Annotated in this window: 14 protein-coding genes and 2 tRNA genes; 9 read left to right on the forward strand and 7 right to left on the reverse strand. The window is 32.3% G+C overall.

The genetic code is table 11. The annotated features are described in order from the left end of the window. Positions 1-354: 354 nt before the first annotated feature. A tRNA-Gly gene (locus tag ACHRVX_RS11825) sits at positions 355-427 on the forward strand. Between the two features lie 104 nt (positions 428-531). Further along, positions 532-604, forward strand: a tRNA-Gly gene (locus ACHRVX_RS11830). Positions 605-728: 124 nt separating this feature from the next. Here the strand turns inward: ACHRVX_RS11830 and pepE are convergent. Beyond that, positions 729-1,436 (reverse strand): dipeptidase PepE, encoded by a 708-nt coding sequence (pepE, locus tag ACHRVX_RS11835; RefSeq protein ID WP_395332409.1) that lies wholly within the window; start codon positions 1,434-1,436, stop codon positions 729-731. A 164-nt stretch (positions 1,437-1,600) separates the two neighbouring features. Between pepE and ACHRVX_RS11840 the strand changes: the two genes are divergently transcribed. The 7 genes from ACHRVX_RS11840 to ACHRVX_RS11870 all read left to right on the forward strand — a co-directional run bounded on the left by ACHRVX_RS11840 (position 1,601) and on the right by ACHRVX_RS11870 (position 7,657). After that, positions 1,601-2,368 (forward strand): carboxypeptidase-like regulatory domain-containing protein, encoded by a 768-nt coding sequence (locus ACHRVX_RS11840; RefSeq protein ID WP_395332411.1) that lies wholly within the window; start codon positions 1,601-1,603, stop codon positions 2,366-2,368. Continuing rightward, a complete protein-coding gene (locus tag ACHRVX_RS11845; RefSeq protein WP_395332413.1) occupies positions 2,355-3,080 on the forward strand; it encodes a carboxypeptidase-like regulatory domain-containing protein in 726 nt (241 codons plus the stop codon). Before ACHRVX_RS11840 ends, ACHRVX_RS11845 begins: the two co-directional genes overlap by 14 nt. Continuing rightward, positions 3,070-3,825, forward strand: coding sequence for a hypothetical protein (locus ACHRVX_RS11850; protein WP_395332415.1), 756 nt, complete (start codon positions 3,070-3,072; stop codon positions 3,823-3,825). The genes ACHRVX_RS11845 and ACHRVX_RS11850 overlap by 11 nt, the downstream gene beginning before the upstream one ends. After that, complete coding sequence (locus ACHRVX_RS11855; RefSeq protein WP_395332417.1) at positions 3,822-4,328, forward strand: DUF6702 family protein; 507 nt, start codon at positions 3,822-3,824, stop codon at positions 4,326-4,328. Before ACHRVX_RS11850 ends, ACHRVX_RS11855 begins: the two co-directional genes overlap by 4 nt. A gap of 66 nt (positions 4,329-4,394) precedes the next feature. Beyond that, positions 4,395-6,632 carry a M1 family metallopeptidase gene (locus tag ACHRVX_RS11860; protein ID WP_395332419.1) on the forward strand — a complete coding sequence of 746 codons (2,238 nt, stop codon included), beginning with the start codon at positions 4,395-4,397 and terminating at the stop codon, positions 6,630-6,632. A 102-nt stretch (positions 6,633-6,734) separates the two neighbouring features. Further along, positions 6,735-7,094: a twin-arginine translocase TatA/TatE family subunit gene (locus tag ACHRVX_RS11865; RefSeq protein ID WP_395332421.1), complete on the forward strand. Its 360-nt coding sequence runs from the start codon at positions 6,735-6,737 to the stop codon at positions 7,092-7,094. Continuing rightward, positions 7,094-7,657, forward strand: a complete 564-nt coding sequence (locus tag ACHRVX_RS11870) for a phosphatase PAP2 family protein (RefSeq protein WP_395332423.1) — start codon at positions 7,094-7,096, stop codon at positions 7,655-7,657. The genes ACHRVX_RS11865 and ACHRVX_RS11870 overlap by 1 nt, the downstream gene beginning before the upstream one ends. A 577-nt stretch (positions 7,658-8,234) precedes the next feature. Here ACHRVX_RS11870 and ACHRVX_RS11875 read toward each other — a convergent pair. From ACHRVX_RS11875 to ACHRVX_RS11900, 6 genes are all read right to left on the reverse strand, one after another. Then, entirely contained in the window at positions 8,235-8,951 is a 717-nt protein-coding gene (locus tag ACHRVX_RS11875) for a phytanoyl-CoA dioxygenase family protein (protein WP_395332425.1), read from the reverse strand. Positions 8,952-9,021: 70 nt separating this feature from the next. Beyond that, positions 9,022-9,663: an O-methyltransferase gene (locus ACHRVX_RS11880; RefSeq protein WP_395332427.1), complete on the reverse strand. Its 642-nt coding sequence runs from the start codon at positions 9,661-9,663 to the stop codon at positions 9,022-9,024. A 112-nt stretch (positions 9,664-9,775) separates the two neighbouring features. After that, positions 9,776-10,141: a hypothetical protein gene (locus ACHRVX_RS11885; RefSeq protein WP_395332429.1), complete on the reverse strand. Its 366-nt coding sequence runs from the start codon at positions 10,139-10,141 to the stop codon at positions 9,776-9,778. Positions 10,142-10,390: 249 nt separating this feature from the next. Next, complete coding sequence (locus ACHRVX_RS11890; protein WP_395332431.1) at positions 10,391-10,942, reverse strand: hypothetical protein; 552 nt, start codon at positions 10,940-10,942, stop codon at positions 10,391-10,393. A gap of 5 nt (positions 10,943-10,947) precedes the next feature. Beyond that, entirely contained in the window at positions 10,948-12,327 is a 1,380-nt protein-coding gene (locus tag ACHRVX_RS11895; RefSeq protein WP_395332433.1) for a hypothetical protein, read from the reverse strand. Positions 12,328-12,332: 5 nt separating this feature from the next. Next, positions 12,333-12,902: a YceI family protein gene (locus ACHRVX_RS11900; protein ID WP_395332435.1), complete on the reverse strand. Its 570-nt coding sequence runs from the start codon at positions 12,900-12,902 to the stop codon at positions 12,333-12,335. Between the last annotated feature and the right edge of the window lie 207 nt (positions 12,903-13,109).

A 13,109-nucleotide genomic window follows, 5' to 3' on the forward strand; every position in this document is an offset into this window, starting at 1 on the left:
CACAAATTTGAGCTTGATTCTGCCCCGCAAATATAGTATTGATTTTATTGAATTACGAAATAATTCCTATTAAACTTTCATTATCAAATAATCCAGAAGGATGTGTTGTTTTTAGGTCATCTCCATCGAAGATAGAGCTTTTAGGAGATTTTCCTTTTTCTGAAAAAGGTTGATGAACACTATAAGTTTGATTTGAGGGGATTTCTTTAATAATATTGATGATTTTTGAAAAATAATTGGCTGTATAACTTTTTAGTTTTAAATAAGTTATAAATTAATGCTGATTTTAATTGATTTTTTTTGCGAAAAAGCTTGTTTTGAACTCAACTTTATTTTTATATTTGCACCAGTAATGCGAAAGTAGCTCAGTTGGTAGAGCTCCAGCCTTCCAAGCTGGTTGTCGCGAGTTCGAGCCTCGTCTTTCGCTCTAAAAACCGGAACTTAATTGTTTCGGTTTTTTATCAAAGTTAAATAATTATTGAATTTTATTTTTTTAAACCATTTAATTTTTTATCTTTGCACCCTGTTAATGCGAAAGTAGCTCAGTTGGTAGAGCTCCAGCCTTCCAAGCTGGTTGTCGCGAGTTCGAGCCTCGTCTTTCGCTCTTCAAAATCCTTCCCGATGTATCGGGAGGGATTTTTTGTTTTAAATCACATAAGTTATATAAGGTCATTTAAAAAAAGTTTTAGACAAATCTTAAATTCTTATATAACTTACATAGCGAAAAATTATTTTAGTGCGCTCAAGTCACTTTCTGTTTCTAATTCCACAGGACTTTCGTTTTGTTTGAATAAACGAGCAGATAAATTTCCTTTTAAAGTGACTTTGTTTCCTTTTACTTCAAGCCAGCTTCCTTCTCTTAAACCTAAAACCGGAATTGCATTAAAGGCGTGAAATTCCTTAATTCTCGTTTCTCTCGTTTCGCCCATATGTTTAGATTGTGTGTCCGGATCTAAATAATGAGGATTTAAGTTAAAGGGGATCAATCCTAGAGTCTGAAAACTTGGAGGATAAACTATAGGCATATCATTCGTGGTTTGCATAGATAAGCCGCAAATATTGCTGCCGGCGCTGGTTCCTAAATAAGGAGTTCCGTTTTTTACCGTTTCAGATAATAATTGCATGATATTGTGTTTGTACAATTGAGTAACGAGTAAAAAAGTATTTCCTCCGCCTGTAAAAATCCCTTCCGCATTTTTTATGGCATTCTCGGCACTTTCAAATTCGTGGATTCCTTTTACTTCAATATTTATTGAAGCAAAAGCCTGTGCAACTTTTACGGTATAATCGTCATGCGAAATGCCGCCCGGACGCGCAAACGGAATAAACAAGATGCTTTTGCAATTTTGAAAATGGGATTTTAAAGTAGGTAATAAATACTCTAAATAGCTGCCTTCGTGCAAAGTAGAAGTGCTGGCAATGATAATACTTTTCATAAAATTTAACTCTGATTGTTGAGGTTAAAGATATTAAAAACTCCTTATTTTATAACTGATAAGAAAGGTTTAATTAACATATTTTTACCAAGTTGTTAATACTAAATTTGGACTACATTAAGATATTTTTACATTTTTAAGAACAAAACTAATTTTTTCGTATTTTGATTAATAAAGTTGTATTTATTCTGCTTGTTGCGATGACCCAAACCACTTGGTCTCAAATTGAAGATCGTGCTATTATAAACGGGCGGATAACGTCAAACACTTCAGATTTGGACGGAGTTTATGTTGTTAACGCGCAAACAGAGGCCATGGCTACGACAGATGCTTCAGGAGCTTTTTCTATTGCAGCAAAACCTGGAGAAACACTTATTTTTTCATCCATACAATTTAAAGAAAACAGAGTTTTGTTAACTCAGGAAAACTTTTCGGACTTGAACTTTACTGTAAAATTAAATATGGTAATGCATCAGTTGCAAGAAGTTGTTGTGAGAAATTATGGCGGTATTAATGCGGTTTCTCTGGGGATTATTCCTGGTGATCAGAAAAAATATACTGAAGCCGAGAGAAAATTACATACAGCAACAGCTTTAAATCCAACTGCAAATGCAGGTACTATGGCTGGAGGATCTATTTCTGCAGATCCTTTATTGAACTTTTTCTCAGGACGTACAGCAATGCTTAAAAAAGAAGTTGCGGTCGAGAAAAAAGAACTTTTTATGAAAATGTTAGAGCGTATGTTTTCAATTGATCATTTTGTGAATCGATTAAAAATTCCGTTAGAATATGTAAAAGGATTTGAATATTATGCAGTTGACAATGATAAATTCACAGTGATTTTAAATTCTAAAAACAAAACTTCAACAGAGTTTTTGTTAGGGGAATTAGCTGTAAAATATAAAGAAATAATTGAACGTGAAAATAAATAGTGCTTTACAAATAATCCTTTTATTGGTCGTTCAGATTGGTTTTGGTCAAAAAGATGTTTCAAAAGAAATTAATGGCCAAATATTTGAAGAATCTTCTAATGTTGAAGGAGTAAATATCATCAATAATACTACTCAGGTCACAACTGTTTCAGATGTAAACGGGATGTTTTCTATTGTGGTAAAAGAAGGCGATGTTCTTGTTTTTTCGGCAGTTAATTTAGATCCTGTAAAACGCCGAATCACGATTGAAGATTTAAATTCGGTTTCGATTGTTGTTAAAATGACAGCAAAAGAGGTAGAGTTGAAAGAAGTAATTGTAAATGAAAATGCGAATATCAACGCTGAAAATTTAGGGATAATTCCGGCTGGTCAAAAAAAATATACTCCGGCAGAACGAAAAGTGTATACGGCGACTTCAACCTCTGTAGATAAGTTACTTAATAAAATTTCCGGACGAACTGCAATGCTTAAAAAAGAAGTAAATGTTGAGAAAAAGGAGATGCTATTTCATAAAATAGAATACCTTTTTGAGGAGAATTATTATACAGAAAGATTGAAAATTCCTGCCCAGGATATCAAAGGATTTCAATTATTTTGTGTAGATGATGCTGATTTTGCCTTATCTTTGAATACTAAGAACAAGACAATGAGTATGTTTTTAATAACAGATTTAGCAAGGAAATATCTAACAATTCTCGAAAATGAAAAATAAACTAGGAATACTCGTTGTGTGCTTATTTTGCCAGATTATGCTGGGACAAAATAATTCAAGGAAGCCATTACATGGACAAGTAGTAAATAAATCACTGGCTATAGAAAGTGGTTATGTGATGAATATTAATGCGAACGTGAGAACTTTTATTGGTGTAAACGGATTGTTTGATATTATGGCAAGACCTAAAGATACTTTGCTGTTTACAGGCTTGGCTTTTCAGTCTAAAAAAGTGGTTTTAACAGAAAAAGATTGTGCCGAAATACTTTTTTCAGTGCCTTTGGATTTAGTAAATATCGAATTAAAAGAGGTTTTGGTTCATAAAGAACTTAAGGTAAAATCATTACAAGGCGGATCACAAGGTATTGTCGATATGCAGTTTGAGGATGATAGACAATCTACGGCGAAAAATAATGTAATGTACTCTGATCAGACGATTAAATACGGAACTGACTTTGTGAGAATATTTAAAGATGTCAAAAAACTGTTGAGGAAAAATGACGATGTAAAAGAAGAAGTTATTAGTGATATTGCTTTTGTGGAATATTCTAAAGATAATTTTACGCCTGATTTTTTTACTAAAACATTAGGATTGAAGGAAGATGAAATCGATTTATTTTTAATGTATTGTTCTAACGATGCTGAATCTAAGAAATATCTTAAACCTGAAGAAAAGTTTGAATTGATAGATTTCATGATTAATAAAAACAAAGAGTTTAAAAAAATCGAAACGAATAAAAAATGAAAACAAAAGTAATATATCCCTTAATTGGGATATTATTTTTATCGCTTTCATCTTTTGCCTTCCATAAATTTTATATGGGAGTTTTTCAGGTCAATTATGCGTCCGAGAAAAAAATGATTCAAATTACTTCCAGAATCTTTATCGATGATCTGAATAACGGAATGGAAAAGAAATACCATCAAAAAACATACGTTGGAACCGATAAGGAAACTCAGGCTGACATGGATTTGCTAAAGAAGTATCTTGCTGAAAATTTCATTATCAAAATTAACGGTCAGTCAAAATCCATCACTTTTTTATCTAAAGAAGTAGAATCTAATGATGTTTTAGTATGTTATTCCCGAATAAAAGATATTGATAAATTCAAAACAATAGAAATCTCAAATACTGTTTTAGTAGACTGGAATTCTGAACAGCAAAACATTACACATATTTCAGCATTTGGCACAAAAAAGAGCGTTCTCTTTACAGAATCTTCAAGGAAAGAAGTGTTAAAATATTAATTAAAACCTGCAATTATGGTTTTAATTGTTATTTTCACGCCCTGACTCAAATTACCATTAAAATTTATGAAAAAGCTTTCATTATTATTGATTTTTCCTGCAATATTGCTCGCTCAGGAAAAAACAGTTGCTCCAAGACAACAAGGAAAGTACGATACTAACAAATTCAGTCAAATGTATGATTTGTTAGCAACACCTAATATGTTTCGTACAGCTTCAGGTGCTCCCGGACCTGCATATTACCAACAACAGGCAGATTATAAAATTGATATTGAATTAGACGATAAAAATTCAAAATTAAGCGGTTCTGAAGTAATAACATATTCGAACAATTCACCGGATAGTTTGGAATATTTATGGATCCAGTTAGATCAAAATCAGCAAAAAGCCAATACCCAAACATCATTAGCTGAAGGAGAAAAAATCAATCAGGTATTACCACTTGAAGGTTTTTCGACTAAATACCTAAAAAAGAATTTAGAGCGCGGTTTTAATATTGAACAGGTAAAGGATTCAAAAGGTAATCCAATGTCGTATACCATCAATGAAACAATGATGCGTATTAATTTAGCTACGCCATTAAAACCAGGTGAAAAAATTGCACTGGCTATAAAATGGTGGTATAATATTAATAATTACAGAAAAGAAGGCGGACGTTCAGGTTATGAATTGTTTGAAAAAGACGGCAATAAATTATATGTAATTGCTCAGTTTTACCCAAGAATGGCAGTTTACAACGATGTTGAAGGCTGGCAGAATATGCAATTTTGGGGAGGTGGAGAATTTGCTTTGCCTTTTGGGAATTTCGACGTAAATATTACAGTTCCTGCAGATCACGTAATTGACGCTACGGGAGAATTGACAAACAGGAGCGAAGTTTTTACCCCGGAACAGGTAAAACGTTACGAACAAGCTCAAAAATCATTTGATAAACCGGTTGTAATTGTTACACAAGCTGAGGCGGAAGTAACAGAAAAAGGTTTTTCTGAAAAGAAAAAAACATGGAAATTCAGCGCTAAAAACGTACGTGATTTCGGGATTGCATCTTCAAGAAAATTCATTTATGATGCAATGGCTGTAAAAATGGGCAATAGAATAGTAATGGCAGAATCTGTTTATCCTAAAGAAGCAAATCCGCTTTGGGGAGAAACATCAACAATGGTTGTTGCCCATACTTTAAAAAGCTATTCATCACATACATTTGAATATCCTTATCCAAAAGCAGTTTCAGTTTCGGCAGAAGATCAGGGAATGGAATATCCTATGATTTGCTGGAATTATGGTCGTCCTGATGAAAATGGAAAAACGAGTAAAGAAGTTAAAAACGGAATGATTGGTGTTGTAATTCACGAAGTTGGACATACATTTTTTCCGATGATCGTAAACTCAGACGAGCGTCAATGGACGTGGATGGATGAAGGATTAAACTCATTTTTAGAATATTTGGCAGAACAGGAATTAGATCCAACTTTCCCGTCAAGACGCGGACCGGCAAAAAATATCGTTCCTTACATGAGCGGAGATCAAAAGTTTTTAGAGCCAATTATGTCCAACTCTGAAACCATTCAGCAATTTGGAAATAACGCTTACGGAAAACCTGCTACAGGACTTAATATTTTAAGAGAAGTGGTAATGGGGAGAGAATTGTTTGATTATGCTTTTAAAACATACGCAAACAGATGGAAATTCAAACATCCGACTCCTGAAGATTTCTTCAGAACTATGGAAGATGCTTCGGCAGTAGATTTAGACTGGTTTTTTAGAGGATGGTTTTATTCAACAGATTTTGTAGATATCGGAATCAAAGATGTAAAACAGTATTATGTTTCTGAAACGCCAACGGCAGATATTAAAGATGTAAAAGTGAAAAAAGGACGTTTTGGTTTCGAGAAAGGACCGTTCGTTTATTTGGTTTCCGGAGATAATGCCGAGGTTAGTGCTTCAAGCAAAAAACCGTTAAAAGTAGATGATATTAAACCTTTGGCTGATTATGTCAATCAGACTTTTACTGCTGAGGAAAAATCAGAATTAAAATCGCCTAAATATTTCTATGAAGTCGAATTTAACAAGCCAGGCGGAATGATTATGCCAATTCTTGTTGAGATTACTTATGAAGACGGTACAAAAGATAATTACCAATATCCGGCGCAAATCTGGAGAAAAAATAATGACACGGCTAAAAAAGTCTATGCGACTTCAAAATCCATAAAAAGCATACAAATAGATCCAAAATTAATGACTGCCGATATTGATGTAACCAATAATTCATGGCCAAAAGTAGAAGTAAAGTCAAAATTTGATTGATATAAACCTTAAAGACTCTGAAAAGAGTCTTTTTTTTTAAGTTAATTTTAAAACTCTCAGCTACAAATTTTAATATCTTTGTGGCACACAAAAATAAAAGATATGTTTGGTATAGGAGGAGGAGAACTAGTTTTTATATTATTTATCGTACTTATGCTTTTTGGTTCAGACAAAGTGCCTGAAATTGCTCGTACAATGGGTAAAGCTATGGCGCAGTTAAAAAACGCGACCAACGATATTAAAAGTGAAATTCACAAAGGAGCAGAAGCTAATGGTCTTGACCATAATTCTTTGACAAGTATCACAGGTAATATCAATGCTCAGATTAATGAAGCCAAAACAAACTTATTAGGAGATAATGCAAATTTAACTTCAAATTTGTTAGGCGATACAGCCACAGAAATAGATAAAGTAAAAGAAGATATTGATACGATCTCAGGACCTGTAAAACGTCAACAATAATGCTTGAAAAAATACAGCAATTAGATACCAGTCTTTTAATATATCTTAACGGTTTAGGTTCTGAAACATACGATCCATTTTGGCTTATTATTACAAGTCAGCTAAATTGGACACCGCTTTTTTTATTGATGTTTTATCTTATTTATAAAAAAATAGGCGGAAAACAAACCTTATATGTTTTGTTGTTTATAGCAGTTTTATTAGCTTTTACAGACCAGACGACCAATTTATTCAAATATACATTTCAGCGTTTACGCCCTTGTAATAATCCGGATATCAATTCGATTATACGCGTTGTTCAGGTCAGAAAATCATATAGTTTTTTCTCAGGACATGCCGCAAATACAATGGCAGTAGCAACGTTTTTGTACTTAGTTCTAAAACGCCATTTTAAGTATTTAGGATTCTTGTTCTTATGGCCTTTAATCTTCGCTTATAGCCGTATTTATTTAGGATTGCATTATCCTGGAGACATTCTTACAGGTTATTTCTTCGGAGCAATTTTCGGATCTTTACTTTATCTGGTATATCGAAAACTAAAACCACAATATTTTCCGGGATAATTTTTTGGAGCTATTTCCAGCTATTCGTTTCAATCTTTTATGCCAAACCCCGGCACAAAAGGATTTACACTTCTATCTGGGCTAAGACATTTGTTTCAAAAGAAATTTAATTTTATATTAGTTTTAAATTGCCTTCTGATTTAACGAGAGATTTAAAATCAAAAAAGGTAAAGTTCAATATCATTAAGCTAAGCTTTTTTATAATGAGAGCAATCAAACCACGATTAGTGCCGTCAGACACTAAATGTTGGTAGTGAATTTAGATTAGAATACGTTAGCGTGCCGTAGGTACGCAACAAAATGATAACTATTGCGTAACTACGGCACGCTAGATTCCCCCCCCGATTCATATAAACTACCAATATTTAGTGCCTGACGGCACAAATTAATTTAAAGTTTTAATATTTTTCAAGTCAGGTTTGTTATTTCGAAGAATGAGAAATCACAATAGTAATTCGACAAAGATTGGCTGCCTCAAAAAGCGGAATTTATTATTCTTCAAAATGAAACATAATACTTTCGGAAATCTACTTTACTGCAATACACATTATCAATATTTTTTGAATTGAGCAGAATATTAATTTTCAAGAATAGTCTTTTCACTCCATTCAAGACCTTCAGGAAGTTGTTGATTACTAAATTCAATATGAATAACCCTTCTTCTTTTGTTATTTGTAGTTTTATTTGAAGCGTGAAATAGCAAAGGTTTCATAATCATGATTCCGCCTGTATTAACTTCGCAAATTGTTTCATTTTTAATTTCAAGATTTTCAACCCTGAAAATTCCCTTGGAATGTGAATCATTTATAACTTTCAAAGCACCGTTGTCCTTCGTTGTTTTATCGATATGAATTCTTATAGTGAAATTGTTTTCAAGGATTTCTTTTGGAGGCTGAACCGCAAACTGATTTTGTTTTGTGGTCCAGTTTTCAAAGTTTTCAATTTCGGTTTTTTTATCCACCGAAATGGTTAAATCCTGATGGTATGCTACAAACCAATTTGATTTCTCCGGTTTGTCAAAATAAATAGATTTTGTTATAAAATATCCTTTTCCAAAAGTAGAATCTATAATATTTTTTATCTTCTCATTAAAAATATAAGGTAAAGTTTTGGGAATTTCTTTGTGAAATTGCCTGATAGCAAATAAATCCTGAGATTTTCTAAAAGTTGAATTTTCAGTTTTATTCTCCGTAACATCCTCAATTAAAGAAATCAGTTTTTTAATTTCAACTTCAGAATATATATTATCAATAATTGCAAAACCTTCGGAATTTATTTGATTTGCAGCATTCATTTTGAAATCAATTTATGTAATTACTACTAAAGACTTAGCATCTCAGTACCTCAGAAACTAAGCGCTTTTTTTATAGAACCCTGCTAACAGTCAAACCATCACGAATAGGTAATAAAACCGTTTCAACCCTTGGATCATTTTTCAAAAGCATATTATATTCTAAAAGTACTTTTGTACTACTATCATTTGGATGAACAGGTTCAAGGATTTTTCCGCTCCATAAAACGTTATCAGATAAAATGATGCCGCCTTTATTCATTTTTGGAACAATCATTTCCCAATAGTTCAGGTAATTTTCCTTATCAGCATCAATAAAAACCAAATCAAATTTAACATCAAGATTCGGAATAATATCCACCGCTTCACCTAAATGCTGAAAAATTTGCTTCCCCCAAGGTGATGCATCAAAATATTTACGCTGAAAATCGACTAGTTCTTCCTTAATATCAATAGTATGCAATTGTCCGTTTTCCTGCATTCCTTCGCACAAGCACAAAGCCGCATAACCGGTATAAGTACCGATTTCAAGAATATTTACAGGACGAATCAATTTAGATAACATACTTAAAACCCGACCCTGAAAATGTCCGCTTAACATTCTTGGCAAAAGTATTTTCTGATACGTTTCCTTGTTTAGTTTTGCTAATAATTCAGGTTCGTTTTCAGAATGTTGTTCAATATAATCTTCTAAGTCTTGTGATATAAAATGCATGTGATAATCTTCTAAATTTGAGTGTAAAAATACAAAAAATATTGCTTCACTTTTTTGCATAAAAAAAACCATCTGCCGCGGCGGATGGTTTCAATTCTAAATTCTGACAGAATTATTTTTTTAAAGCCTCATTAACTTCTTTTGCTGTTTTCACAGTTCCGTCTTTTGCAGCTTTTGCAGCATTTTCTACTTTTTGAGCTCCTTTTTTAGTGGCATCCTTTACATCGTCAGCAGCTTTTTTTGTTGCATCTTTTACATCTTGCGCAGCATTTTCAGAAGCTGCTTTAGCTTTGGCAGCAGCATTTTCTGCTTTAATTACAGCACTGTCTTTTGCTTGTTGAATATCTGTAGTTAATGTATCAACTTTGTTTCCAAGAGTTAATTCATCTTCTGCAGGTTTTGGTTCTTTTTTCTCGCATGATTGAACAGCGAATGCTAATAGAGCGACAACAGCTAAGCTTAAAATTTGTTTTTTCATAATGAATGATTTTTTTTAGGTTGATAAAATTTAAAGGTTATAAAGCTGAAAAATAAAGATACACATTTTAAAATGACTGAGCTCTTTGTAACGTTATTTTTCATTTCAGGACAAGACAATACTCGTGCCACAAATTTTAATTTTAAAATATTAGATATAATTTTTTCTTGCTAAAATAATCTTCATGATCCTTTTAAATCACAATGTGTAAAATGTGAAAAAATGAAACTTCGATTTTAAAAAAATCGTTTAGTTTTTATACAAACTAAAATTAATTACAATTTCATCTTTAACCTTTATTAAGCCTGCCATTTTTACGGGAGCATCTAACTCTAAATCAGAAAATTTTAAGTTAAGCGTTCCCTGAATTTTATCATCATTGTTATATAATATGAAATCCTTGTATTTTAATGTTTTATCAGTAATAAAAAAGTTCAGATTGCATTTGTAATTTTTACCGTTTGGTTTTATATCTGTTAAGCAAACAATACTATTCGGGAATTTTTTTGCCTTTACGGTCCCTTGTAGATCTTTTGTCATTATTTTGTTGCCACAATCAAAATTAGACATTTTAATTTCGGTTTTAAAAGCATTTTTTTTATTTGAGTTTAAGTAAATCGTATCTTTTATACTAAAAGTATTTGAACAATTATACTTGCCAACAGTAGATAGTCCGTTAATTTCTATTTTAATTTTATTTATTAACAAAGTTGTATCTTCTGCAAAAAAAATGGGTTTAGCACTTCCCAAAAAAAAGAAAATTGCTAAGCCCATAATTAAGATTAAAAATCTCGTTTTCATTTTTTTTAGAATGAAATTGTTGCTTCAAACATTAGTCCTTCAAATTTTCCTCCGTAGAAATCATTTGGCATTAAAACTCCCGCTACGTTCCCAAATTGCTGATAGTTTTTGTAATTCTGTTGTACATATGAAAGTTTTGCCAATATATTTTTAGTCATAAACCAACCTGCTGCTGCTTCAAACCTATTCACCTGAACAGCATCAGCATCAGTATTTTTAAGTTTTCCATCAACTAAATTGTATTTAGCGCCTAGATATAAGTTTTCATGGTTTCCAAAACGATATACTAAATCGCCCACATATTGGTTGACATTACGGGTATCATCCGTTCCTTTATAATCACCTCCCGAAGCAAATTCTAAAGTACCAAAGAATTCAAAACCTTTATATTTTACAAATGGGTTGATCATGTAAGAAGTTGCCCAATTTCCAAATCCGGGATTGAATCTGCCTGTATCCTTATTAGTTTCAGAATCTAAAATATTTGTACTTGGGTAACCAATTGTTCCGGCGTGCGTCATAACACTATAAAAGCGGCTTCCTGCTCTGTCAGAAGAGTATAAGTTACCACTAGAGTTTGCTGTATGATAGTAAGATCCGGTAAGTCTGATTCTTAAATCGCTGTCAATTTGTTTGTCCCAGCCTAATTTCGCCAGGATTGTTGGACTAATAGTTGTATTTTGATCCGGAGTAATTACAGTAGTAGTTCCCGGAATAACTTCTTGTACATTTTGATTTAACTTGGAGTTAGTTACTCCTATCATGCTTACAAAACCACTGCGGTTGTAGTATACTTCAGCACCCATTTCAGTAGTAAACGCGTCCATTATATTATTTCCAATAAAAGGATTTGTTATGGTATAAGCATTGTTACTTCTTCTAAAATGTGCATCACCATAATTGTTTTCCATTTGACCAATTTTTATGGTAGTATATTTCATTACATCTTCAAGAAGCCCTTTTTTGATGAAATCTAATTTATCAATTTGCAAGTATCCACCCTGAACCCATGTTTCATGATGGTGTCTTGATGCAAGATAGAGATCTAAATTTACACGTACACCATCTGCTAATTGTGCACCAATGGTCATATTAGCGTTAGGTAAATTAAAGTCATTTGTTAAATTATTTAATCTATAAGCAGCGTTAGCACCAGTTAAATTTCTTTGATCGTTGAACGAATTTATGGCTTGAAATTGTAAGGCAAATGCGCCGCCTAAGTCAATACTGATACCTTTATAAGCTGTGGTATCTTTTTTTACATCAAATACATTAATGGCTCTTTGATCACGGGGAACCTGATTTTGAATATGTCCAAAACTTAGTTGTGCATTTGCAGCAAACGTGCTTGTTAATGCTATAAATAGGAGATAGATTTTTTTCATGGTTATTATAAATTAAAGTTTAAATTAAATTTTAAGGTTAAATCCTGACCTGTTTTAATAGTGCCTAATAGAGCGGTTGGAGACTTCATTCCAAAATCATTAAAAGTAATTTTGTTTGATCCCTGCATCGTTAATGTATCTTTTGTAATGCTTGTTTTTACAGTAGTTTTAAGGACTTTGCTAGTACCTGCAATTGTATAAGTTCCGGTGAGTTCCCAAGTAGTTTCATTTATTTTTTCGGCAGATTTAAGAACATATTTTATGTTTTTGTTTTTATCAGTTTTTAAAGTTTCATACGCTACTTTGTCCATGCTTTTTTTCTCACTTTTAATACTTTCTGCTAAGAGCGTTATGGATAAAGATTCGATATTAGAAAGTTTATCATTTGTAACAGTCAAGTTTGCAGTTCCTGTTCCCGAAGCAGATTTCATTTCCCAATCATGTAAGGTTGATGTGCCTAAAACTGAAAATGTAGATTTACTATCCAGCGTACAACTTTTTTGTGCAGTTGCAACTGAGATAATTCCTAAAAAGGAAATGATGAAGGCGAATATTTTAATTTTTTGTGATTTCATTTTTCTATTATTTATGGGGTTTTACAATTATTTGAATTCGATTTTGATCGCGCGTTTTATTATCGTATTCAAATTTATCTCTCTTATGATGAGATTTGTATGATAATAATCATTGTTAAAATTTTATTAAATTTGTATTTATAACTACAACGTTTTCATTTTAGGGGATAAAAAAACAGCTATTAGATTTTTACCAAATAGCTGTTT

The sequence above is a fragment of the Flavobacterium sp. FlaQc-47 genome (genome assembly GCF_044006475.1).
GTDB lineage: Bacteria > Bacteroidota > Bacteroidia > Flavobacteriales > Flavobacteriaceae > Flavobacterium.